This window comes from Paenibacillus sp. DCT19, assembly GCF_003268635.1.
In the GTDB taxonomy this organism is placed as follows: domain Bacteria; phylum Bacillota; class Bacilli; order Paenibacillales; family Paenibacillaceae; genus Paenibacillus.
The window spans coordinates 5,378,576-5,403,661 of the sequence record NZ_CP029639.1 but is presented as its reverse complement, the minus strand read 5'-3'; the positions used below and the strand labels follow the sequence as shown (position 1 = coordinate 5,403,661).

At 44.0% G+C, this 25,086-nt stretch carries 20 protein-coding genes, 3 pseudogenes and 1 riboswitch; of the genes and pseudogenes, 13 read left to right on the top strand and 10 right to left on the bottom strand.

The features are described from left to right. Window positions 1-60 precede the first annotated feature (60 nt). Window positions 61-1,332, bottom strand: coding sequence for a DUF2515 family protein (locus DMB88_RS24605; protein ID WP_128103454.1), 1,272 nt, complete (start codon window positions 1,330-1,332; stop codon window positions 61-63). A 116-nt stretch (window positions 1,333-1,448) separates the two neighbouring features. Here DMB88_RS24605 and DMB88_RS24600 point away from each other — a divergent pair, with 116 nt between their 5' ends. The 6 genes and pseudogenes from DMB88_RS24600 (at window position 1,449) to DMB88_RS24575 (ending at window position 7,153) form a co-directional block, all read left to right on the top strand. After that, window positions 1,449-1,793 (top strand): thioredoxin family protein, encoded by a 345-nt coding sequence (locus DMB88_RS24600; protein ID WP_128103453.1) that lies wholly within the window; start codon window positions 1,449-1,451, stop codon window positions 1,791-1,793. A gap of 434 nt (window positions 1,794-2,227) precedes the next feature. Continuing rightward, entirely contained in the window at window positions 2,228-3,166 is a 939-nt protein-coding gene (locus DMB88_RS24595; RefSeq protein WP_128103452.1) for a COX15/CtaA family protein, read from the top strand. Window positions 3,167-3,384: 218 nt separating this feature from the next. After that, entirely contained in the window at window positions 3,385-4,125 is a 741-nt protein-coding gene (locus DMB88_RS24590; protein ID WP_128103451.1) for a Cthe_2314 family HEPN domain-containing protein, read from the top strand. Window positions 4,126-4,265: 140 nt separating this feature from the next. Then, a riboswitch (SAM riboswitch) is annotated at window positions 4,266-4,408 on the top strand. A gap of 125 nt (window positions 4,409-4,533) precedes the next feature. Beyond that, window positions 4,534-5,570: pseudogene (locus tag DMB88_RS24585) on the top strand (methionine ABC transporter ATP-binding protein). 1 nt (window position 5,571) lies between these two features. Continuing rightward, the gene (locus DMB88_RS24580; protein WP_128103450.1) at window positions 5,572-6,231 is read left to right on the top strand and encodes a methionine ABC transporter permease; all 660 of its coding nucleotides are present in this window, start codon (window positions 5,572-5,574) and stop codon (window positions 6,229-6,231) included. A gap of 85 nt (window positions 6,232-6,316) precedes the next feature. Further along, window positions 6,317-7,153 carry a MetQ/NlpA family ABC transporter substrate-binding protein gene (locus DMB88_RS24575; RefSeq protein WP_128103449.1) on the top strand — a complete coding sequence of 279 codons (837 nt, stop codon included), beginning with the start codon at window positions 6,317-6,319 and terminating at the stop codon, window positions 7,151-7,153. A gap of 139 nt (window positions 7,154-7,292) precedes the next feature. On the opposite strand, the gene DMB88_RS24570 is transcribed toward DMB88_RS24575, so the two are convergent. Together DMB88_RS24570 and DMB88_RS24565 are read right to left on the bottom strand one after the other, a co-directional pair. Beyond that, a complete protein-coding gene (locus tag DMB88_RS24570; RefSeq protein WP_128103448.1) occupies window positions 7,293-8,297 on the bottom strand; it encodes a DUF2167 domain-containing protein in 1,005 nt (334 codons plus the stop codon). Between the two features lie 317 nt (window positions 8,298-8,614). Next, window positions 8,615-9,562, bottom strand: coding sequence for a DUF2167 domain-containing protein (locus DMB88_RS24565; protein ID WP_164848783.1), 948 nt, complete (start codon window positions 9,560-9,562; stop codon window positions 8,615-8,617). A 215-nt stretch (window positions 9,563-9,777) separates the two neighbouring features. Here DMB88_RS24565 and DMB88_RS24560 point away from each other — a divergent pair, with 215 nt between their 5' ends. After that, on the top strand, window positions 9,778-10,542 hold the full coding sequence (locus tag DMB88_RS24560) for an SDR family oxidoreductase (RefSeq protein ID WP_128103446.1): 765 nt from the start codon (window positions 9,778-9,780) through the stop codon (window positions 10,540-10,542). Between the two features lie 127 nt (window positions 10,543-10,669). Here the strand turns inward: DMB88_RS24560 and DMB88_RS24555 are convergent, their stop codons facing one another. Continuing rightward, window positions 10,670-10,918 (bottom strand): NifU family protein, encoded by a 249-nt coding sequence (locus DMB88_RS24555; protein ID WP_128103445.1) that lies wholly within the window; start codon window positions 10,916-10,918, stop codon window positions 10,670-10,672. An 80-nt stretch (window positions 10,919-10,998) separates the two neighbouring features. On the opposite strand from DMB88_RS24555, the gene DMB88_RS24550 reads away from it, so the two are divergent. Further along, complete coding sequence (locus tag DMB88_RS24550; RefSeq protein WP_128103444.1) at window positions 10,999-11,253, top strand: YuzB family protein; 255 nt, start codon at window positions 10,999-11,001, stop codon at window positions 11,251-11,253. Here the strand turns inward: DMB88_RS24550 and DMB88_RS24545 are convergent. Both DMB88_RS24545 and mqnE read right to left on the bottom strand, forming a co-directional pair. Continuing rightward, the gene (locus tag DMB88_RS24545; RefSeq protein WP_128103443.1) at window positions 11,250-12,311 is read right to left on the bottom strand and encodes an NAD(P)/FAD-dependent oxidoreductase; all 1,062 of its coding nucleotides are present in this window, start codon (window positions 12,309-12,311) and stop codon (window positions 11,250-11,252) included. The two genes, DMB88_RS24550 and DMB88_RS24545, sit on opposite strands and share 4 nt — an antisense overlap. A gap of 298 nt (window positions 12,312-12,609) precedes the next feature. Continuing rightward, entirely contained in the window at window positions 12,610-13,716 is a 1,107-nt protein-coding gene (gene mqnE / locus DMB88_RS24540) for an aminofutalosine synthase MqnE (RefSeq protein ID WP_056702363.1), read from the bottom strand. A gap of 562 nt (window positions 13,717-14,278) precedes the next feature. Between mqnE and DMB88_RS24535 the strand changes: the two are divergent. Next, a pseudogene (locus DMB88_RS24535) lies at window positions 14,279-14,634 on the top strand (HesB/IscA family protein). Window positions 14,635-14,749: 115 nt separating this feature from the next. Here the strand turns inward: DMB88_RS24535 and DMB88_RS24530 are convergent. Continuing rightward, window positions 14,750-15,067 carry a hypothetical protein gene (locus DMB88_RS24530; protein WP_128103442.1) on the bottom strand — a complete coding sequence of 106 codons (318 nt, stop codon included), beginning with the start codon at window positions 15,065-15,067 and terminating at the stop codon, window positions 14,750-14,752. 251 nt (window positions 15,068-15,318) lie between these two features. Here DMB88_RS24530 and DMB88_RS24525 point away from each other — a divergent pair, with 251 nt between their 5' ends. From DMB88_RS24525 to DMB88_RS24515, 3 genes are all read left to right on the top strand, one after another. After that, entirely contained in the window at window positions 15,319-15,960 is a 642-nt protein-coding gene (locus DMB88_RS24525) for an NAD(P)-dependent oxidoreductase (protein WP_128103441.1), read from the top strand. Window positions 15,961-16,166: 206 nt separating this feature from the next. Further along, a complete protein-coding gene (locus tag DMB88_RS24520; protein ID WP_164848782.1) occupies window positions 16,167-17,990 on the top strand; it encodes a histidine kinase in 1,824 nt (607 codons plus the stop codon). After that, a complete protein-coding gene (locus DMB88_RS24515) occupies window positions 17,987-18,916 on the top strand; it encodes a response regulator (RefSeq protein ID WP_128103439.1) in 930 nt (309 codons plus the stop codon). The genes DMB88_RS24520 and DMB88_RS24515 overlap by 4 nt, the downstream gene beginning before the upstream one ends. A 624-nt stretch (window positions 18,917-19,540) precedes the next feature. Here DMB88_RS24515 and DMB88_RS24510 read toward each other — a convergent pair. Continuing rightward, window positions 19,541-20,520, bottom strand: a pseudogene (locus DMB88_RS24510) (arabinogalactan endo-beta-1,4-galactanase). 512 nt (window positions 20,521-21,032) lie between these two features. Further along, window positions 21,033-21,260: a hypothetical protein gene (locus tag DMB88_RS24505; protein ID WP_128103438.1), complete on the bottom strand. Its 228-nt coding sequence runs from the start codon at window positions 21,258-21,260 to the stop codon at window positions 21,033-21,035. A gap of 247 nt (window positions 21,261-21,507) precedes the next feature. Here DMB88_RS24505 and ppk1 point away from each other — a divergent pair, with 247 nt between their 5' ends. Then, on the top strand, window positions 21,508-23,589 hold the full coding sequence (ppk1, locus tag DMB88_RS24500; protein WP_128103437.1) for a polyphosphate kinase 1: 2,082 nt from the start codon (window positions 21,508-21,510) through the stop codon (window positions 23,587-23,589). On the opposite strand, the gene DMB88_RS24495 is transcribed toward ppk1, so the two are convergent. Further along, window positions 23,549-25,075: a Ppx/GppA phosphatase family protein gene (locus DMB88_RS24495; RefSeq protein WP_128103436.1), complete on the bottom strand. Its 1,527-nt coding sequence runs from the start codon at window positions 25,073-25,075 to the stop codon at window positions 23,549-23,551. The genes ppk1 and DMB88_RS24495 overlap by 41 nt on opposite strands. Window positions 25,076-25,086 lie beyond the last annotated feature (11 nt).

Below are 25,086 nucleotides of genomic sequence, written 5' to 3'. Positions count from 1 at the left end.
ATTGCATATAAGCCTGTTCGCTGTATTTATTCAGTGGACAGGCTTTTTATGTGATGATACTTAATGTAATAAAGCTTTGGCGTCATGCGCGACTGATGTTTTCAGCAGTCCATATCGGTGTTCATGACTCATTTCGAATAACCAGGGTCTACGGGGTGTGGTTAGATGGCCGAGACAATCTCTGCTCTGAAGCCAGTCCTGTCTTGTAATTGGCTCATAGGGTGTGTCCTGCCACACAGCCAGCAATTCAGGACTATACAGTCGATCACCCTCTGGCAGCCATTCCTGCTCCATTAATTCTTTGCTATAAAACTCATTTTTTCCAGCATGCTCCTCATGGGCAGTGAACAAGCCTGGCCAATATTCGGCACGCGATCCGCGGTGGGGTACGGAGCGGGCGAATTCCAGCACTTGCGTGAACACTTGCTGGGTACCGAACAGCATGGCATACAGACTTTTTCCAAACATAATACGTTCATCCAGCTTGCCAAAATGTTCAATGACTCGGCCCGCAAGACCTTTTCCACGTCCCAGAGGAAATACAATATGATTGAGCCCGGCCAGGTTATGCAGATGAAAGGCAGGCTTGGATAGCACTTCTTTTTTGAAATAAGGATGTTGCACAACACGGCTCTCAATATAGTTCTGCTCATTAATAATTAATGCCACACTAAGCAACGAGCTGCATCGTTCGAGCCAAAATCGTTCCCAAAAGGGCGTCATAAAGGCGGAGATATGGAAGTGGGGGAGCAGGTGGAAACAACTCCGTCCCAGTTTACGGCTATTCATGTACAACAACAATTGGGGGTAGGCATCTTGGAAGATAAGCGCATTACAACGCTCCAGCATGCGATACATGTGTTCTCGATCGGTTTGATTTTGCAGGTTGTGCATCAGACCACTCTGTAGATCTGTCATATGATATCCACCGTTGCGTGATACCATATGAGCCAGCAGTGCCCAATGAAGCTCCGGATACTGTTCATAACATTCCAAATAAGCTGCTGTGCGGGTGATATTACTTCGATTATGCTCTGACGTCAGTCTATGGATTTCTTCTAAAATATTGCAGTCCTCTTCACATACAATCGCGCTCCGGGCATGTCTAGTGGCGGCCGACTCCGTTCCAGGCAATAACCGTTCAACTTCTTCTTGCAAGGAGTGCGCGACATCGGATTGCCAAGCGAGATCACGTAAAGGATGACGTAGTTGATTGGAGGCTTGCCACGCTGCCTGTTTGCCACGCCAGACTTCCCTCGCCGCACCAGGAATGGAGCGCACAATCTGAAAAAAGGACTCCAGTGGAGGCGAATCTGTTTTGTGAGTATGCATTGCTCGTCATCCTTTCTCATAATTGCTCTACCCTCAGTATGTACTGAATATTTGACTTCCACTCGGCAATTTGCTTCACTTAGGTTAAGACAAGGTAAAGAAAGGAAGATGTGATCATGGAACAAATAACTTCCAAACCCGAATTTGATGTAGCCATTCAATCTCCCAGACTGACCGTAGCCGTATTTAAGGCTGATTGGTGTGGAGACTGCAAGTACATCGATCCATTTATGCCTGAAGTAGAGGACAAGTATGCTCGTGAGCTGACATTGATTGAGGTTGATGTCGATCAAGTGGGCACAGTGAGTGAAGAACAAAATATCCTCGGCATACCGAGTTTTGTAGCGTATACGGATGGACGTGAATTGGTTCGTTATGTGAACAAGCTTCGTAAATCTAGAGAAGAGATTGAGCAGTTCCTTGATCGTGCTGTCGAAGTGTACAAAACGATCCACAAATAAACACAATCAATTTTAAAGGTTACATATGTTAACAGCCATTTTTCCATCATCGGAGAAGTGGCTGTTGGTATGTTCGTTAAAGTTCAGGAGACACTATCAAGATGTGGGTATGAGCCTATACATACCGTTTGAGCTCTCGAAAATCGATGAGCAACGGGATTTCATCAATAGGAAAAGGTCAGTTGAGTGGGGCAATCTTATCGTATTCATTTAAATTGCGGAAGCATAGAATGAACACCTTGTGTCTAAAATTTGAATTGAAATGACCTTTCGGTCATTTTTTCAATAGACGTTAACATTTTGTCACAAAGCGCGGCGTCAATGACACTTTTATCCGGTATAATGAGTTTAGTTGTGAATTACGTGTCAAAGTACTGAATCAAGCGAGAAACGATGTTTTTCGCCATCTTAAACCAACAGCAGGTGAGAAAAAATTGAAGCATTTAACCTTGTTTAAATGGTTAACCGTATTAACTTGTCTTGTGATGTTCCTGGCAACGTTCGGTGGGGGCATTGTTACCAAGACAGAATCCGGATTAGGTTGTGGCACAGAGTGGCCTTTGTGTAACGGAAAGCTTGTTCCAGCACATACGGTAGCATCCCTAATTGAATATTCACATCGTGCCGTAAGCGCATTGGCAGGTCTGCTGTCGATTGCCTCTTTTGTAGCATTTTTGCGGTTCGGTAAGTCTCGTCGAGATCTACAATTGTTCTCATTACTAACGCTCATATTTGTTATTGTCCAGGGAATCATGGGAGCCTTTGCCGTGGTGTTCTCCCAATCTTCTGCCGTCATGGCGCTGCACTTTGGATTCTCGATCATAGCGTTCGCGAGTTCTCTAATGATGGCGCTGGGAATAAGGCAGGAGGCGCGTCACGGAGGACTGGAAAGATTGAATAATTACCCTCGGGTAACTAAAGGGTTCCGTAATCTGGTCTGGTTTTCCACGGTTTACACGTATCTTGTTGTGTACACAGGTGCGTTTGTAAGCCATACCGACTCAGCGGGAGGCTGCTCAGGTTTCCCATTATGTAATGGACAGATTGTTCCAGAGTTGTCCGGAGGGGTAGCTGTAGCATTTGCTCACCGTTTGGCTGCATTATCCTTGGTTATTGTCATCGCGATTTTGGGTCATTATGCATACCGCAAACATCCTGATAATACCGAACTTCGGAGATTAGGTGTGATCGCTGTAGTGCTCATTCTGCTCCAAGTCTTCATTGGTTTCGTGATGATGCTTACGATTGGTCGTCCAGAAGTGTACATGTTCGTTGCGCTTGCTCATATGTTGGATATTGCCATATTGTTCGGAGTTCTAACATACATGAGTTTCCTTGTATACAAACTGCATCGTCCAGTTAATCGTTTCTAGATCAAGTATACAGATTTAAGTTATACGAAGTTATATTGCGACAACTTACGGAGTCTGCCTTTCAATGATGTAGATCATTGGAGAGGTGGACTTTGTTTGATGTTAGGCATGGCAGGGCAACCTAAGCGAAGCAGCATTCATGCATTTACTCTGATCCCGATTTTGTTTAACATGATTAAGCATCCCATGATCAGCAGAGTGCAAAGAGGAGGCTGTATATGCTGCGAACGTTGCTAGGCGAACCGCCACGCCAAAATGAGGGTATGTTGGAGGAAGCTATTGATTCAATGGTGGAGACTTTGGAGTTACTGCAACGCCAACTGGAGAAGAACCAAGACCCAACGCATGATTATCGTAAGCTGTATGTTTGGACGCAGGGGTTAATCTCCTCGTTAGATGAACTGGAGCAGAGCTGCTTTGCTGCATCTCACTTTCGCAAGAAGGTAAAAGCAGGCTCTACAGAAGACATGACGAGCGAGGAAAAGGCGGAATATGCCCGGTACGTTTATTTTTACAAGGATGGATTCATTCGTTGCTTTGCCATTTTGGACAAGACAGGTACTGTATTGAATGAACTGTTTCAGCTCAATACAACCAAAGTAAAAACGCATTTCTCTTATTTTACCGTGTTGCGACAGTTTGGATACGCCAAGATGCATGGGGAACTAGCGGCTAAGCTGATCGAAATCAAGGATGCATACCGAGAGCCCATGAGCAGATTACGTAAACGCAGGAACATGGAGATTCATTACATGAATTCTGAAATGCAGGACGATCTGTGGCAACTGCACCAGACATTGCAGGGGAAAGTGAAGCTGGAGGACTTGGATCAACATCTGAACGAATTGCGTCAAGGATTAGATATGGTGTGTGCAACGTTGAAGGCATCGTATGGTTACATGAATAAAATGTGGCATCAACAAGGCTTTAGAGAGCGTAGTAAAGGGATAAAATCATAATATTTACCTTTGACAAATCGGAATACTTGGATTATACTGAGTTCCTAATAGGACATTAAATGTAATATGTTACAACATGAATTATCTGAACAGTATAACTGTTGAATTACACGAACTTATACAAACTTACAATATCATATTTCTTATCGAGAGCGGCGGAGGGACAGGCCCGATGAAGCCCGGCAACCGATTTATAACGACAATGGCAAACGTGTCATTCTTTATAGATGTTAGGTGCTAATTCCTACAAAATGGCGTTAAGCGCGATTTTGGCAGATGAGAAGGTATATTCTTTCAAGCGAAGAACCCTTTCAGTTTCTGCAAAGGGTTCTTTTTTTATTGCATGAATGGGAGTTTTCCTCTCTTTCGGGTAAAGATAGGTGTAGGCAGTGGGAAGGAGAGTATTATTTGATTGAATTAAAAGGAATAACCAAAACATATGGTAGAGGCGCAAAGGCAACAACTGCGCTTGCGGATCTGAATCTGAATGTTAGCAAAGGCGAGATTTTGGAGTCATTGGGCATTCAGGCGCCGGTAAAAGTACATTGATTCGATGTATAAATCTACTGGAGCGACCTACAGAAGGTGAAGTTTGGGTGAATGGAGTGGACTTAACCAGTCTGAGCAAGTCGGAATTGCAGAAGCAAAGAGGCAAGATCGGTATGATCTTTCAGCATTTCAATCTGCTCTCATCCGCTACGGTCTACGACAATGTTGCATTTCCACTGAAGTTGGTCAATACGTCCAAAGCGGAGATCGATCGTAAGGTAAAGGAAATGCTCACCTTGGTCGGACTTGAACAGCATAGCAACAAGTATCCTGCACAATTGTCAGGAGGACAGAAGCAACGGGTGGGTATTGCTCGTGCACTCGCCAGTGATCCGGATGTGCTGCTCTGTGATGAAGCCACTTCTGCTCTTGATCCACAGACAACAAGTTCTATTCTGAAGCTTCTGCTGGATATTAACGAGAAGTATGAGTTAACGATTGTGCTGATTACTCATGAGATGCATGTGATCCAGAGTATCTGTGATCAGGTTGCAGTCATTCATCAGGGAGGCATCGTTGAACAGGGGCCAGTCACAGAAGTGTTCCTCAAGCCAAAGCATGCTATCACACGTGATTTCATGCAGCAAGGTCAGGCGACCGAGTTGTTGTTACTTCAAGAGGAAGGTCTATCAAGCTCAGAGAACAACCGTGAGAACGGCGAACAATCTCAGTTGGTGAAAATTTCGTTCTTGGGACAGAAGACATATGAAGCCATTCTGTCAAGAACCGTTCGCCGTACCGGCGTTGATTTCGCGATTCTGCAAGGAACAATCTCTACGATCAAACAAGTCCCTTATGGACAACTTATCGTTCGTTTCGAGGGATCCTCTGCGGCGATTAACTCAACTACCCGTGAATTAATCGAGCAGGGGCTTGATGTGGAGGTGCTTCGTTAACATGGATTTTTCAACTGTACGCTGGGAAGAGGTTGGCAAGGCGTCTATTGAGACGTTGCAGATTCTTCTTGTATCCGGTCTGTTTACTGTAATTATTGGCTTACCATTGGGTGTGCTGCTATTCATGACGGCAAGATCCTCATCGGCAAAATCGGTTCTCGTTTATTCGATTCTGTCGGTGATTGTGAATATATTGCGATCTGTTCCATTCATCATCTTAATTGTTGCTCTACTTCCAGTTACCCGTGCGCTTGTTGGAACGGCTACAGGTGTGTTGGGTACAATTCCACCACTTGTCATTGCAGCAGCGCCGTACTTCGCTAGGATTGTGGAGACGACATTGCGTGAGGTGGATCGTGGAGTCATAGAAGCTGCACAAGCGATGGGAGCCTCGACAGGGCAGATTGTAAGACGTGTTCTGTTACCAGAGGCATTACCTGGTTTGCTGGCAGGTATAACGATCACCATTGTTACGTTGGTTTCCTATACGGCAATGGCGGGGATGGTTGGCGGCGGTGGACTTGGGACGCTGGCGATCAACTATGGTTATTATCGTTACCAGACCGAGGTCATGCTTGTAGCGGTAGTATTAATCGTCATTTTGGTACAAGTCCTTCAGATGTCTGGAGATCGCTTGGTTAAATGGTTCACCAGGAAATAACACATAGACAGCATGTCTGACGCATGATCAAATTGATCAGGCTCAGCTAATGCAACAAAAATTGATTGGAGAAGGGGTTTTACACATGAAAAAATGGTCATTTGCTCTACTAAGTATTTTGCTGATTGCAGTACTAGCTGCTTGCGGTAACAACAAGGATGCGGATAGCGGAGCAGACAATTCTGCTGGTGCACCACGTACCGTTGAACTGAAAGTGGGAGCATCTCCTACACCTCATGCTGAAATTCTGGAAAGTATCAAGCCTGAACTTGAAGCAGAAGGTATTCGTTTGCAAGTTGTAACATTTAATGATTATGTTCAACCGAATCAGCAATTGGCTGACAAACAATTGGACGCTAACTTCTTCCAACACCAACCTTATCTAGATGCAGAAAATGCAGCACGTGGTTTTAACCTTGTAACTGTAACTCCTGTACACGTAGAGCCTTTTGGTGGCTATTCCAAAAAGATCAAATCATTGGATGAATTGAAAGACGGCGCAAAAGTTGCGATCCCGAATGACCCATCCAATGGTGGCCGTGCATTGTTGTTGCTTGCAAAAGAAGGTCTGATTACGCTCAAAGACAACACAAACATCTCGTCAACTCTGCAAGACATTACTGAAAATCCGAAAAACCTGGAGATTATTGAGTTGGATGCAGCGATGATGCCGCGTCAGTTGGATGAAGCAGACCTGGTATTCATTAATGCAAACTTTGCACTGGAAGCGAATCTGAATCCAGAAAAAGATGCTCTTCTAATCGAAGATCTGCAAGGTAACCCGTATGCTAACATTCTTGTAGCTCGTGAAGATAACAAAGATTCAGATGCAATCAAGAAACTGGCAGCAGCCCTGAATTCCGAAGCAGTAAAAACATTTATTAAAGATCGTTACCAAGGTGCAGTTGAACCTGCATTTTAAGTAATAGCTTAACGAACATAAAAAGTCGATTCCGCTTATTATTGATGATACGGAGCGCTGTATCGATGCAAAAAAAGCCCTACACCTTTTGAACAAGGATGTAGGGCTTTTGTGTGTTGATTATTCGTGATTGAAGCTGTTAGCGCTTGTTCGGGTCATTCTCTGAATGATCACCAGTGGATGAATGGGTGTGCTCGATGGATTCCTGTCCAGCTGCATGCTGTTGATATGCCTGTTCAGCAGGAGAAAGAGAGTTCTCATCCGTAGGATGATCAGCATCATTTTTTTTGCGTCCAGTCAGCTTATTACGTAGCCATCCGAATGCTCCAACGACTAGAGCTACAATGACAAACCATCCTTTTTTGAGCAATAACAACAATCCTACTTTTTTGGCAACAGCCACTCCTGCACCACCAAGGATGAGACTGGTTAAGCCGAGTTCTGATTTTCTGTCGATCGAAGCGTCAAACTCCTCATACTTGTTACCCGCAGTGACGGTAAGATTGGAGAGAACGTTGTCCTCAAACTGTCTTCGGTTCTCCTCAAAATTAGCACTGTCTGTAACGAGAATAACGCCGATATAGCCCTGACGTGTCAGAACGTTCACATTGTAATTAACGAGGGCTTCCTGCTGAGCGTCTTTGAGACCAATGGAATAAAGCAAATGGTGTTTGGCGCTATCATAGTTCGGTTCAATGTCCCAGCCAGTAATAAACAGTTGGTTATCAGGAGTCGTTTTCTCATTCTGTTCCTCTGTACCTCGTTTGTAGCTGTCCAGGAGCTCTTCAGCATCGAGGTCATCCTTGTCACTGTCGTCAATATGTCCAGTGTCATTGTACTCGAAGATCACGTACCAGTTGGAGTTCTCACCCGCTCCATAGATACTACCGATCTCTGTTCCGTTCGGGAAGGATTCGGTGTCTTCCATGAAACGTTTTGTGTTGGCTTCATCTAAAAAGGTAAGTCCTTCAACTACTTTCAAGGAGGCTTTGCTGTCGAGCATGACATCTTGTGGTCCGTCTATCCATTGATAATCCTCAGTGGTGCTACTGTTACTTTCTGCAGAAGCTGTGATGGAGAAGGGGGCTTGTAATGTAAGTACAAGCAGTATGGCGATCAGGGATGCTACACATTTTTTCATCATTTGCTATAAATCCTTTCAGCGTTGCCATGTAATGATTATATTTACATGACCATATGTATTGTGTCATTACTTTCACAGGAAGTAACGACTTATCGACATTACCATAGACACCCCTACCAGACAAGGTATATATGGTTATTTAGGTGGTATTTTCCTTCTAAAGACCTAATTGATAACAAAGTAAAGGATGGGAATATAAGTATTTAGTCCGAGGCTTACACTTTTTTGCAAATGAGGCGGTTGAGCTAAAGTACAACACAAAGACCGTGTACCCCCATAGGAGAGATATACGGCCTTTATGCTGCTATTAACTGCAATTATTGATGAGGCGGCTGCCCAGAATTGCGATAATATGATAATTCATTTTGATCGGCATTCTGCTGTTCATCTGCCTCCTGCAGAACCATTCGCTCCGTAGGAGAGAGCTGTTCTTCATCACCTTTTGATCGTTTGAATCTAATCCAAGCAATCAGCCCAACGACTACAATTAAAATTATAAACCATGACTTCTTGAGAAAAAGCAATAAGTTGTTCGTGGGACTGCCTGTATAACCGATACCGCCCCAAATTAAACTTTTGAGTCCGATCGTTGAGGTTTTGTCTGTCGAGGCATCGTATTCTTCATAGGTATATCCTGCACTGATACTCAATTGGTTAAGAACAGCTTCCTCAAATGTTTTATTGTTCTGTTGAAAATTAGCCAGATCTGTAACCAAAATCGCAGATACATACCCTTCACGTGTTAGTATATGTACATTGTAATTGACCATGGCCTGTTCAAAAGCATCCTTGAAACCCAGAGAATAAATTAATTGATGTTTGCTGCTATCATATGTAGGTTCAATTTCCCAACCTGTTACGTAAGTTCGATCTTCAAACTCCGCTTCTCGGTTCCCCGCTTCTGTACCACGAATATAACTGCTTAAAAGTTCGTTCGCATCCAGCTTCTGATCATCATCTCGGATATGACCGGTTCTCACGTATTCAAACACGACATACCATGAACCTGAATCGCTATTATTGTACAAGCTACCTATTTCATTACCGTTAGGTTTTCCACCTGCATTGAGCATTGAACGTTGTGTGTTGGCTTTATCCAGAAAAAAATAGCCTTCAGGGATTTCTAAAGTGGCTTTGCTATCTAAATCTACAGTAGCCGGCCCAGCAATCCAGTTATACGCATCAGGAGATTGCTCTTCATCGGTTGTTGCGGTTACTTGAGGAGCATCTGAGAAAGCTAAGAAACTAATGAATATTAACAGCATAAATGTTTTCCATCTTCTTTTAAAAATGTTCATCACACAGCCCTTTCATAATAAGTTTCTTTCGCACGATATCACCGACACTAACATAGCTAGTTATCACTGGCAAGATATATCTGGAATTAAAGAGATAAAATCCCTATAAAATATGCAAGTTGTGAGGGGATGATAAATCTTTTATACTAATGAATGACTGCTCATTGAAGAGGGGGATGGACGTGAAGGGGAAGATTGCCCTCATAACGGGAAGTGCCAAAGGCCTTGGAAAAATGACAGCCCTCAGTCTGGCGGATCAGGGATGCCATATTGCCCTGAATTATGTGAATAGCCGACTCGAAGCGGAGGAGCTTCAAGCTCAGATCATAGCCAAAGGCGTAAATTGTATTGCGATCCAGGCTGACATTTCGAAGACCGAGGAGATTACATTTTTGGTGAAACAGGTGGAAGAACAGCTCGGGAGCATCGATATTCTTGTGAATAATGCTGGCCCCTTTGTCCGAGAGCGCCGTTTGTTTGCCGAATATGCAGAAGCGGAAATACAAATGTTAGTACAGGGTAATTTGCTTGGGCCTATGCTGCTTGATCAGTATGTGCTGCCAGAGATGCGGCGTAAGCAGTGGGGGCGTATCATCCACTTTGGATTCAGTCATGCCGGAGAAGCTAGATCATGGCCTCATCGAGCTGTATATGCAGCTGCGAAGGTGGGTTTGGTTTCTTTTACCAAAACATTAGCTGTAGAAGAAGCGTCTAACGGCATAACAGTGAATATGGTATGTCCTGGGGATATCCGCGGCACTAATAAAGAGAAAACGATAGATGAAATTGCTGGGATAACGGACGAGGAAACACCAAGAGGGCGTCCTGGCAGCGGTGAAGATATTGCACGTGTCATTACGTATCTCTGTCTAGACCATTCCGATTTTATTACAGGTAACATTATGGATGTGTCTGGAGGACTTGATCCAATTCGTCCAACAATTTAGACGTAGCAGAATGCGAAACGGTAGGGCGAAGGATATGTGAACTATGTTAAAATGAAATAGGCACAAAAAAGAGCCCTCCGCTTCATTGAAGCGAAAGGCTCTTGAGGTTTATTTCGTGAAGGATTGATTAGAATACTTGTACGACTTCTTCGACACCGTCAACTTCTTCAAGAAGGGCGCGTTCAATCCCGGCTTTTAAGGTAATGGTGGAGCTTGGGCAACTGCCGCAGGCACCGACCAGTTTCAGCTTAACGATGCCATCTTCTACGTCAACCAATTCCACGTCACCGCCATCGCGTTGCAGGAACGGACGAAGTTTGTCAAGCACATCGGATACCTCATCATACATCATGGTGCTTTGTGCGTTTTCGCTCATTTTTTTCAACTCCTTTCCTCTATATATTATATTACAAATGACCATAAATTAAAATGGTCAAACAAAGCAGGTGAACCTACATGAGACCAATTATTGAATTTTGTGCGAATAACATGCACTTTGGCACAGATGAAATCATGGATCAACTGGATGAGAATCCAGATTATGATGTTATTGAATACGGCTGCCTCAGCAATTGTGGCCAATGTTACATGACTCCTTTTGCACTAGTGAATGGCGAATTAGTCATTACCGACAAAGTTGAAGATCTATACAACGCCATCTTAGCCAAAATTGCTGAAGCCGATGCCTGGAGTGAACTGGATCTCGACTAACCGAGATGACGCTTGGACATCCAGAGCACGCCGCTTTTCAAAATACGAGGCACACGTCCCATCATGGACGTTTTGCCCATTAGCCCAAAACCAGCCTTCTTACCAAGCGCACCTAACGTGCCGCGTAACTTAAGAGGGTGTGGATTGGGTTTTTCACCTTTCCAAAGGGCATGCTGAATATGAGCGATCTGTTCACCCTGTACTTCTGCTGCTTGACCACTTGGAGCGTAAGGCACGCTAGCGCAGTCACCGACAACATAGACATCTGTATATTCAGGAATTTGATAATATTCGTTAAGGACAACACGGCCTTGGGGATCTTTGGTGACATCCAAGTCCTGTACGACTTTGACCGGCTGGATTCCAGCAGTCCATACTACGGCGTCCGTCAAAATTTCCTCATCCTGATTATAAATTCCATCTGCTTCCAGACGGGAAATGGCAATATGTCCACGTGTCTCGACCTGATGTTCACCAAACCATTCATGAACATATGCGGATAGACGTTGTGGGAAGGCAGACAATACACGTTCCCCACGATCCAGGATGCTGATATTAAGATCAGGTCTGCTCTCACGAAGCTCTGCGGCCATCTCTACACCACTTAGACCGCCACCAACGATGTGTACTTGTCCATAAGCTTTTACTTCACTAAGACGAAGATACGTTTCTCTTGTTTTGCTGAAGCTCTGAATGGTGCAGCTATATTCCTCTGCTCCTGGTGTGTTATGGAAACGATCGGTACAACCTAATCCAATCACCAGTTTGTCATATTCCAACGGATCTTGGCCTTCAAATTCAATCTGACGCTGTTCCAGATCAATCGCCGTCACTTCTCCATACCGATACGTAACTTTTTCATGAACTGGAAATTGGATGCGCAGGTCGTAATCAGATACGGTGCCTGCTGCGAGTGCGTAATATTCAGTCTTTAATCCTTGAAAAGGGCTGCGATCCACCAGTACGATTTGTGTGTCTGCTGGAATTTTACCTTCAAGAAGTTCTTTGATAATCGTGAGGCCACCGTAACCGCCTCCGAGAACGACGAAATTTTTCATGACTCGGCTTCCTTTCTGCATCAGTCCCGTTAAGCGGGGCTGCAACCTTTGGAGCAGCTATGCTTCCATAGCTGCTCCAATTTGTTTTTATTTTGATATTCAGAAAATATGCATTTCAAATTACAGATATCGTGTAGCACGGTTGTACCATGGTACAACCCTGGAGGTGACTTCAGGGGTGAAGATATAGTCGAAAGTGCTAACCTTACAATGAATTGTTGAGAAGAAGCAGCCGAGCTATATCTTGCCTGAATCCGATTCATTACTTGGATGTGGCTGGGAAATATAAAAGCAGATGTTACTCGTATACTTGAATTTCGTTATAGAAAGTATCACGCTCTACAGGAATGCGCCCAGCACCTTTAACTAACCAGATCAATTCTTTACGAGTTAATCCTTCTGGTGTAAGTGCACCTGCAGCATGACTGATTTTTTCACGTACAATGGTGCCATGAACATCGGAAGCGCCGAAGCTCAGAGCAACTTGTGTTAATTGTGGACCAATATTAATGAAGTACGCTTTAACATGGTCGATGTTATCGAGCATCAGGCGGCTGATCGCAATGGTTTTGAGATCCTCGTAAGCAGAGTTACGACGCATAATGCTTGCACTTTTGCTCTTAGGCTGCATGGAGAGCGGGATAAACACCATAAAACCATTTGTCTCATCTTGAAGCTCACGAATTTGAACCATGTGATTCACACGATCCTCGTAGGATTCAATGGATCCGTACAGCATGGTTGTATGCGTACGCATGCCCAGGTTGTGAGCAGTGCGGTGTACTTCGAGATAGCGATCAACATTGGCTTTGTCTACGCGCATTTTTTTGCGATACTCATCAGACAGAATTTCCGCGCCGCCGCCAGTCAGAGATTTCAGACCTGCTTTTTGCAGCTCTTGCAGAACTTCCTTAATGCTCAAACCGCTAATACGAGTGAAGAAATCAATCTCAGCAGCTGTGTAAGCTTTGAGCGTGACATCAGGATATTTTTCGTTTAAAGCACGCAAAGAGTCGACATAATATTGAAAAGGAACATGATTATTATGCCCACCTACGATATGAAACTCACGGACGCCTGGGTGAATATGTTCTTCCACATAATCAATCATTTCCTGACCAGACAACGTATAAGAGCCTTCTTCACCTTGGTCTTTGCGGAAATTACAAAACGCGCAGCGAGCTTCACATACGTTGGTGAAATAAAGGCTCATGTTTTCGATGAAATATACTTTCTTACCGTTCTTCCGCAGGTTGGCTTCGTTAGCCAGTTGGCCCAGTGTGAGCAAGTCATCTGTCTCATACAGATAGACACCGTCTTCCACGCTCAATCTTACGCCATTCTGAACCTTCTCGACGATCTCAGCCATTCTTTTGTCTGTAAATGGTGTAACTAATGTAGACATTTGTTATTCCTCCTGTTCTTAACCGGATTAAGTAGTATAGGCCTGTTTGCAGAGCTACATCAGTATGGTGAAGCTTAAAAAACAGCTAACTGGATGGATGCAAAAGCTCACATAGAAAAAAATGCGGTCAACACCGCCTTCTATAGTTAAACTAACTTTTATTTACCCGGTGCAGCATATGCTGCATTGTGCTATGACTTATTTGTTCGAGAAAAAGGAGTCTAATGACTCTATATGCATTGGGGACTGCGTTGCAGTCTCGAAATGTGAAAAAAATTACAACTCCAATTATGACCATCATCTGAATAAGTCATGACAAAATATCGACATTTCAGAGCGACCACCTATCCATTATAAACCTCGTGTCCCGGTGGTTCAATACACTGGGAAGAAAAAGGAGTTCAGGAGGAACGCGGAAACGGGCAAACTTCACTTGAGGCCCTTGACGGGGTGGAGTATAATTTAGGAAGAGTTAATGTAAAGTTGTTCAAAAAGTCCGCTTTTGATTACGAAGGATGCTTTTTTGAACATGATTATATATGAAAAAGGAGAGTGACCTGGCATGATTAACATCAGCGAAACGGCTGCTGACCGATTGAAAGAAATGCTTGCACAGCAAGAGACACCTGGCATGTTCCTGCGTCTTGGCGTAACACCGGGGGTTGTACCGGATTTTCGTACGCCATGGGCTTTGATGATAAAGAATCCGATGAGGATCTCTATATGGATATTCAGGATATGAAGGTTGTCGTGGAGAAGGAGAACCTGAAGTATCTGAATGGTCTCGAAATTGATTTTGAAGAGTCCGGCATGACCGGCGGATTCACTATTCATAACCCGAATGCAGTAGCAACATGTGGCTGCGGATCTTCTTTCCGTACAAAGGAAGAAGCGGGCGTACCGGATAAAGATTGCTAAGATTTAGTTTAATCATACCTCTACGGCGTAGTTCAACTGCGTTGTGGAGGTTTTTTTGTGCAAAAAAAGATGCCCTTTTTAGGGACATCTGCATACCTACGTGTATACTAATTTTTCACTCGCCAGAAACAGCGTGCTCAAGCTCTTGGATAAAAAGCTCCTCGACAACCGCCTCAATATAATCTTCATTCTCTTCAGCGGTCTCCAAAATATCTGTTGAAAATAATACGAACGAGAAGCCTTCGACTGTGATCTCCCAGGTGTGAGGCGAAGTTTCTTCTCTGCGGTCAACCGTTGCTTGAGTACCCGTCTGAATTAACCGCTCAATCAAATGATGGAGGGCTGAGTCTATTTTTTGAAAAAGTGCTTCAGTGGAAATAGCGGAACGATTCGCTTGTCTTAATATCATGGCGACTTGATCTTCAAAGCTCATATCACTCAGCTCCTTCTCAATGGGCTATTGCTGGACGTAAGTTCAATTAAATAGTAATCACAGACACGTATATTCGACATACTAAACATAATCCCTGCCATGATGCACGGAAAGCAACACTTCAAGGGTGTGAGGAAAGAAATAACTTTTATCAGAACATGAGATTAAAGGTATTGACAAGTTTAGTTGTAACAATTATAGTTACATTATAGATTTTAGGAAAACAACACATAGCCGAAGGAGAGATTATCATGAAAATTGGAATTATTGGTGCAACGGGTAAAGCAGGAAGTGTAATTTTGAAAGAAGCGGTAGACAGAGGGCATGAAGTAACAGCAATCGTTCGTAATGCAGCGAAAGTGGAAGACAAGTCCCTTAACGTTTTGGAAAAAGAGGTTTTTGATCTTACAGCTGAGGATATCAAAGCATTTGACGTTATCGTTAACGCATTTGGCGCAGCGCCAGGACAAGAACATCGCCATGTTGAAGCAGGACAAGCGTTGATCAATATTTTGAAGGATGCGCCTAATACGCGTCTAATCGTTGTAGGTGGTGCAGGAAGTCTGTTCACAGACGAATCCAAAACATTGCGCGTATTCGAATCACCAGGTTTCCCTGATGCATACAAAGCAACTGCTACGAACCAAGGCCAAAACTTGCAAGATCTGCAAGCATCTTCTGGTATTCAATGGACATTCCTGAGCCCAGCTGGATTCTTCAACCCAGAAGGCGTTCGCACAGGTAAGTATCAAGCAGGTAATGATGTTATTCTTGTTAATAGCGAAGGCAATAGCTACATTAGCTATGCAGACTATGCAATCGCATTGGTAGATGAGATCGAGAAACCGCAACACAAAAACGAACGCTTTACTGTAGTTGGCGAAGCGAAGTAATTTTGATGCACCCATAGATTAAGCATAAACGGACGCTGATCTCCACAGATCGACGTCCGTTTCTTTATAGTTTAGTTAAATATTTCAGGCGTGACAAAGCATTAGCTCCCACAAAACGTTATAACAAATCCTTTTGTAGGATAGACAGAACCATGGTAAAATTACCCCATGAGTCGACATCGTTCGAGTTTACTGGGGAGTTGTTTATGAGATCCGAATCCACTGCATTTTTAGTGAAAGTAATGACCATTTTTATAACTATATCACTTTGCACTGCTTTTGTTTTCGTCATTTACTTTCAGGATTTGAACCAATCCAAAGATACGATCAGTATGGAAATATTACGAGACCAATCAGGAAACATGACCTTGTCCGATGTTAAAGTTAGTGAGCAATTCAAAGCTTTACCGAGCAACTATTCTAAGGTTGGCTACTCCCCGGTTCAATTATGGTTCAAAATAAAATTAAACCGGTATAATGGGGATGAAGTTAATTACCTCACGATAAACAACCCTCTTTTTGAAGATGTAACGATATATCTCCCGACAAGTAATGACTACATAACAAAGCATTTTGGATACGCATATAAGGGCAATTCCGATGAGATCAACTATGTTTACCCTGCAATCAAAATTCCATCTAATTTTGATCATAATCAGTACATATATATGACAAGCAAATCGCTATATGGACAAAACTTTGTTGTAGGGATCTTGAATGAGGATTTATTTAGAAAGAATAGTATGATCAATGTGTGGGCAGGAGGCATCTTGGTCGGCATTGCCGTAGCCTTGTTTTTTTATAACTTATTCATGGGCGTTGCTATTAGAAACAAAACGTTTATAAAATCCTGCTTTTATGTATCCACGACCTTGTTATGGAATGCAGCTATGACAGGGCTTGTGAACATCACCGGCTTCAAGTACGCCTACTGGCTTGCGGAATATTCGACGGGCATCGGTATTTTCATGTCCCTTGCCATCGCGATTTTCATGAGAGCCATTTTTCAGACCCAAACCAGGTTTCCCAGGATCGATTTTTGTTTGAAGCTGCTCATTGGTTTCTACCCCATCACGTTATTGCTGTTTCTTTTCGTTAGTAAAGAGTTGGGAGCATTTGGTGCGGGTGCATCTACTTTGATGTATGTATTGTATTTTATCATTATGTTTAAAGGAATAAGGAGCAAAACCATTCGTTCGCCGCATCTCATTACAGCATGGCTCTTATGTTTGGTGTCGGTGCTTATATTTTATATGATGGTTCTTGGTGCGTTGCCTCAAAGTTACATCATGAATTATTACTTATTTTTTCTTTCTTGTGTGTCGGCGATTGCATTTGCCCTTTCTGTCGCAGAGATCATTAATGCTCTTAATGAAGAGAAGCACCACAATCATATTTTATATGTAAACTCGGAGATTCAATCTAAGCAGTTTGAGCTTGCTTTTATACGCGCACAGATGGATCCACATTTTATTCACAATACCTTGAACGTGATCGAAGGCGTTATTGCTGTGAATCAAGAAAAAGCGGGAAACCTGGTTAATGATTTATCCCATTATCTAAGAAATATATTCGATTACAGCAACTCGGAAAGATATATTTCTATCGATGAGGAGCTGGATGCCGTCAAGTTTTATGTTCGCATTGAGCAAGCTAGATTTCCGAATAAAGTCATGGTCAACTATGAAATTGACTCAGGCATTCAGTTAAGGGTGCCACGTATGGTCATCCAACCCTTGGTGGAAAATGCGATTAAACATGGTATACGCAAACGGAAAATCGCAGGTACAGTCACGATTAGGGTCAATGAGCTTGAACAGGGTTACTTGATAGCGGTAGAAGATGACGGTGTTGGCATTGAAGAGGTGGACAAAGATAAACTGCTTGAGTATTCGGCGGGCAAAGGCATTGGGCTTGCCAGTATAAACGCACGGCTTATGGCCGAGTATGGAACACAACTTCAAATCGTCAGTGAGAAGGGTAAAGGAACGGCAGTTCGTTTTATTGTACCCATTAAGGAGCAGCCATGAAGATTATTATTATAGACGACGAATATTATGCGCTGCGGAACTTGAAAACCAAGTTGGAGAAAATTGCGGGTGTCGAAGTTGTTGCAATGTATGAAGATCCAGCCATAGCCTTGGATGAGTTGAGTATAACACGGCCTGACCTAGCTTTTCTGGATATTGAAATGCCGGAGACCGATGGCATAACCTTGCTCGGGATGATGTTTAAAAAAAGACCAGATATGGATTTTGTCTTTACATCTGCTTATCATGCTTATGTAACCGAAACGCTTGAGACAAAAGCGTTGGATTTCCTCGTGAAGCCGGTGAAGTTCGAACAGCTTTATGTCACACTGGAAAAAATAAAGAAGATTAGAACCAAAAGCAGCGATGGACACAAAATTGAGGTCAAGTGCTTTGGCGATTTTGCCGTAACGATTGATGGGAAATTGATTGACGATCATTGGAGAACTAAAAAAACGGAAGAGCTGTTCGCCTATTTGTTATGCATGAACGGCAAATCCGTGTCTAGAGAACGAATCATCAATGACTTATGGCCGGAATTGGTGATGGAAAAGGGCTATGCAAACTTATATACGACGCAATACTACTTAAAGAAGCGACTCGACACATTTGGAATCCAACATATGCTTAAGAGCAGACTAGGGAATATTAGTCTGAGCCTCGAAGACATGAAATTGGATTTGCTTGAGTTCGATCATTTCAGTGAACGTTATAATGAAGATAAGAGTAAGATGGAAATGCTCGAACAAATGGTGGAACTATACACAGGCATGTTACTTGAAAATAAGCCGTATTCATGGACGTTAAGCATACAGCAGCCTTACGAGGTAAGGTTCGACAACGCATTGAATGTCTTAATTCAGTTTTATAGCGAACGCGGCGATGAGAAAAAAGCAGAATACTATGAAATGAAAAAAATGCTCTGAATTGCAGGAGTAGCCATGAGCAGCCGAGTAGTGGAGGGGAAGGAATCGATTCTGGAGAAGTGAAGCGCTCGCGTTTGTCCCTGGATTTTCCCCTTAAGAGGGGAATCCAAGAAATCCGGGGACAACCAGCGATCAGAAGAATGATCCGTCCCCGAAACGCCCACTAGCTGCTCCGGATCTACCCTACTACTCCAATAATCGACTTAACATGGATTGAAGAAGTAGCCATGAGCAGCGACGTAGTGGAGGGGAAGGAATCGATTCTGGAGAAGCGAAGCGCTCGCGTTTGTCCGCGGATTTTCCCCTTAAGAGGGGAATCCAAGAAATCCGAGGACAACCAGCGATCGGAAGAACGATCCATCCCCGGAACGCCCACCAGCTGCTCCGGATCTACCCTATTACTCCAATAATCGACTTAACATGGATTGCAGAAGTTAGCCATGAGCAGCTAGGTAGTGGAGGGGAAGGAATCGATTCTGGAGAAGCGAAGCGCTCGCGTTTGTCCGCGGATTTTCCCCTTAAGAGGGGAATCCAAGAAATCCGAGGACAACCAGCGATCGGAAGAACGATCCATCCCCGGAACGACCACCAGCTGCTCCAACCCCCTACTTCTGCTCCCGTGGCTTAGTCGATAAACCCTTCCATGATGATGGTTGGCACACCATTGGCCTGCCAAGCGCCTTTGCCATAGCCACTGTTATAACCTGGTGTAGCCTGAGGCTCCCAGTAGAACACACCTTTACCTTTGCCATTCGGCAAATTGCGAATTTGATTTTTCATCGATGCTACGAAACTCTTTCCGATCGCCGGTTGGTTGTTATCCATACCGATCTCTGAGATCATGATTTCTTTCCCGTATCTATTAATGAGATCTTTGGCATTGTTTATCGTACTGGTTACGGCCGAATTCCATCCGGAAGGAGAAGGGTACAGGGACATAGCGACCATATCAAAATTAGCACCGTTGCTGATCAGACCTCCAATATTCCAGACATACAGATTATTGTCGTTTCCATTGGCGAGATGAACCAACGTTTTGGTCCCGCTGCTAATGGACTTTACAGCGTTATGACCTGTATTCACAAGCCATGCATAGTTCTTCATATTGTTGGAGGCTTTACCATCCTCCCATAACATACCGTTATTCGTTTCGTTGCCAATCTGCACCCAGTCAGGGTTACGCCTTTGCTTTGCATCGTAGTCATTACATCGCGTGTATGATTCCAGACGGCGTCCATCAGCTGTTGGAAGGTGTAGTTTTTCCATGCAGCCGGTTTGGTCTGTTGGCCTGGGTCTGCCCAAGAGTCACTGTAATGTAGCGTCAACATCACGCTCATACCTGCATTTTTGGCACGTTGCGCCAGAGCAGCAGCACGATCCTTGTTCATGTAACCGTTACCATAATCATTCGAAGGATTAACGAATACGCGGATACGAACCGAGTTGATCTGATAATCTTTTTTCAAAATATCAATGATGTCTCGCTGAACACCGTTCTTATCTTTCCATTTGTATCCTTGGGCTTCCATCCCGGGAACCCAGCTAATATCTGCGCCCTTGGCGAAACTAGGTGCTGCGCTAACTTGCTGACCAGCAGGCAGCATAATGGAGGTGAACAATAGCACAAAAGCCAAAGCGATGGATGTTTTGAAACCCCTTACAAATTTAAACATTACAGAATCCCTCCTTGTATTGAGTATTTAAGATACGTCCTAATTATAGTGGGCAAGGATTGCTGAACTATAGGGTTTATTTCCAATATTTTGGTTGTTTTCTCAACTTCTCTACAAAAAAAAGGCAAACAAAAAGCCGTCCAAAGACGGCTTTTCTACCCGTGGCGCTTTTTAAAACATTGATCCGTATCCCGCGCCTCCAACCAGTCTCTTTTATTTTGAGCTAGTGGATCGGGTAAGGGACACGTTCAACATGTGATTAGAAATGTTGACGCACCTCCTTTCCTTGTGGCAAGAGTATACAACACCTTGTTTCGGAAAGCTAGTCTTTTTTCAATCTTTTTTTAGGGAATATTCCAAATATCTGCTATGATTCACGAAGTGCCTCATGGCACTAACAGAAGTAAAGTGGTTACTCAGCCCAATGAAGAGTGAACAATTCCTTATTTCTCCGTTTGGAACATCGTAATATCGCGCGCATAGTGACTCTTCGTACCATTATCATTGCGAATGCGCACGCTATCTTCACTGATCCGTTCAACTATGCCTCGGCCAACTTCACAGTATACGCCTGCTGGATCCTCCTGCCATGCTGTTACGATACATTGGGAGAGGGCAGCAGTGAAAAATTCTATATTTTTTTGCAATGTTCTAGGTTTGTTCGATTTCATTATATGCTCCTTTAAGATATGCTTATTTATAAGAGGACAATAGCCGACCTATTTCACACTGTACATCACTTTACTCTGTCTGCTGATCTTTGTAAAGGGATGGAAAAAGTTCGGACAATCAGGTATCATTTACACAAATTTTACACTGCATTTACATTACGCTGACGCTTATATCCAATCACGGATAGTACAATTAGTGAAGAACACTAACCAAGGATTGATATGCAACATATTCGGAGGGGCATTCATGCATAGAGATATCAAAACAGGCAACTATGTTAACCGTGATTTAAGTTGGGTTGAATTTAATCGACGTGTACTTCAAGAGGCTCAGGATCAGACAACTCCTTTATTGGAACGGTTAAGGTTTCTCGGTATTGTCGCCAGCAATCTTGACGAGTTCATGAGTGTAAGGGTAGCGGAGACCAAAGAAAAGATTAAGGCGGGTTTTACGCAAAAGGATTTCTCGGGGTATACCCCGTCTGGTTTATATCGAAGATTGATTAAACGCACAGGAGCTATGGTTACCGAGCAGTATAAAACTTATCGGGAGCTCATTCGTCTCCTCGCCAAAAAAGGTGTCGTTTTACAAGAATATATGGATCTGAATGCGACGCAACAGCGTGCGATGGATCAGTATTATCACGAGATTATTTTTCCTGTACTAACACCGATGGCGATTGACCAGAGTCGTCCGTTTCCATTGGTACACAATAAATCGGTATATCTGTCCGTGATGTTGCAGAAGGAAGGGGAGCAAGAGGACGAGCCGTTCTTGGCGATTGTTCAGGTGCCTTCTAATTTGCCACGGGTTGTGCCTATTCCACTTCGAGCCAATAGTAAAAAGAAAACGTTCATCCTGATCGAAGACCTGATCAAGCATCATATTCATACACTCTTCAGTGGATATGTACCGCTTGCTGTACAAGAATTTCGGGTAACCCGTAATGCGGATTTATCCATTAATGAAGAAGAGGCTGAAGATTTACTTGAAGCGATTGAGAAAGAGCTGCGTCGTAGACGCCGGGGAGCACCGGTGCGACTGGAAGTCTGCAAAGACTTTAGACAAGATGCTCTCGACGAACTGCAGGAAGAATTCGAGATCCAAGATCCGGTATATGAGATTGATGGACCACTGGATCTGAGTTTTCTGGCTGGATTTGTGGATAGTTTGGAAGGATTTACGCATCTGAAATACAGCCCGGTTAAACCGGTGTATCCGCCAGAGTTCGTTCCACGTGAAAGTCATTTTGAATTATTGAGAAGACGGGATGTTCTCGTTCACCATCCTTACGAATCATTTGAGCCGGTTACCGACTTTATATTGGAAGCTTCAGAAGATCCCAAAGTAATGGCGATCAAAATGACCTTATATCGGGTTAACGGTGATTCGCGCTTGATACCAGCGCTGGCTCTCGCGGCAGAGAGTGGTAAGCAGGTTACGGTCGTTGTGGAGTTGAAGGCTCGCTTCGATGAAGAACGTAACATTGCTTGGGCTCGGAAGCTGGAGAAGGCAGGGTGTCACGTGGTCTATGGACTGGTTGGTTTGAAGACTCATGCCAAAATTATTCTTGTCGTGCGAAGAGAACAACATGGCGTACGACGTTATGTTCACGTTGGAACAGGTAACTATAACGAGAGTACTGCCAAGGTATATACAGATGTAGGGCTGTTCACATCCAATCCGATTATCGGTGAGGATGCCTCAGGACTGTTTAATGAGATTACGGGATATTCTGGACCGAAGGCATTACAAGCGTTCCGAGTTGCTCCGGATGGTATGAAGGATGAACTTTTTGCACTGATCCGCCGGGAAACAGAACACGCTCAGCAGGGGCGCAAGGCTCGAATCATCGCCAAAATCAACTCGCTATCTCACCAGGATATGATTGATGAGCTGTATATTGCTTCTCAAGCTGGTGTACAGATTGATCTTATTGTACGCGGCGTATGTTGTTTGCGTCCTGGAGTAGAGGGACTGAGTGAGAATATTCGAGTGATCAGTATTGTGGACCGGTTTCTGGAGCACTCACGGTTGTTCTATTTTGAGAACGGCGGCAACCCGGATGTATTTATCTCCAGTGCGGATTGGATGACACGGAATCTGCAACGTAGAATTGAATTGATGTGCCCGGTGTTTGATCCTGAGCTGAAGCGAATGCTGGTCGACATTCTGAACTTATCTCTTAACGATAACGTCAAGGCAAGAGAGCTGATGCCTGGAGGCAACTATGTCTTTGTAAAAAACGAAAAACCCCCGCTGAGAAGTCAGACGGAGGCGATGGGTATTATTCCTTGGAAGCCTGCTGAATGGAGTATACTGACTTAACTTCCCAAGCGTCTTCCAAATCTTTGAGGGCGTCTTCCAGCCCACTGAGTTCCATTAACGGCTCTGCTGTACAGATGAAATGCATCTGCAGCGAGCCGTTTTTTGTCGTTGCCATTACAGCAGAGATACTCTCTGACCGATTGATGGCTTCCGATGCACGTAAAATGGAGCCGAGTCGATGGGCATGGCGCTCATCTGAATCTTTTAGAATGTCCCTATGCTTATTCAGCAATTGGGGCGTTCTTTTTTTGGGATGGTAATCGGCTGCGATGGCAGTCAGTACCGTCTCCCGGTGAGAAAGTCCGTATATCCCTGCATTCATAATCCAGTACGAAGAATGCTGGGTATAGCGGAAATAATTAATCTGTTTACCTGCGCCGTGCAGCATGGCGGCTGTATATAGAATTCGCGCATCCGCTGGTTCAGGAGCTTCGCCCATTAAGGCGCGGTATAGAACAACCGCATCCTGATGCACACGTTTCAGATGTTGCTCAGGAACTGGAGGGCCAAAATGAATGAAATTACGTACGCTGATCTCCAGTGCATTGGGTGCTTCAGGGCAGAGCGGTGACATCAGATCCCGAAGGATTCCATCACGCAGGCCTGCGCCACTAACCACATAATGATCTCCTTGGATCATATCGAAGACCGTACGTAGAATAAGGATACCTGGAACGATGATATCTGCCCGATCCTTGGCTAGGCCCGGTACCTTTTTGCGCTGTGCTGAAGTGAGATGAGGCAGAGATTTACACATGTTATCCATGGAAGCAGCGCTAATCTCATAGTGATGGGTTACGGGCAACGAATATTGCGTTCTTTTTTGCTCAATTTTGGCCAAGGTACGCATGGTGCCGCCAAGACCGATCAAGGGAAGTCCGGGATGCTGTCTTACCCAATCATGTTCGCGTAGTGCCTCAGCAACTTGATTACATAGTGCCTCAATATGATCGTTTGACCAAGTATCCTCGCCACCATACCGTGCATAGGAATTTACAGCACCGATGGGAAGGGAGATGCTATGTAGTCTTTTTCTGTCTCGAAACACGGTGATCTCCGTACTACCTCCGCCAATATCCACGACGTATCCGTCAGCCAGATCAATGGACTGGATAACGCCAAGGAAACCATAATAGGCCTCTTGATCCCCGGATACACATTCAACTTCGAGTCCTGTTTCCTGTTCGAGCCAACCGATAATCTCTTGAGCATTCGTAGCATTACGAATAGCTGCCGTAGCCGCAGCACGAATACGATGGGTTTGGAATGCTTCACATTTAGCCTTGAATTGCTTCAAGACGGTTATAGCCTTGTCCAATGAAGGACGAAGAATTTGTCCGTTTGCTTCAACTGCATTGCTTAGGCGAGCAGCATATTTATCTTCATGGATATTCCGGTATGCTCCATTTTGATCCAGTTCGTAGATGACGAGACGGATCGAGTTCGAGCCAATATCAATAATGCCAAGCGTTTCGTTTTGTTTCATATGCATCTCCT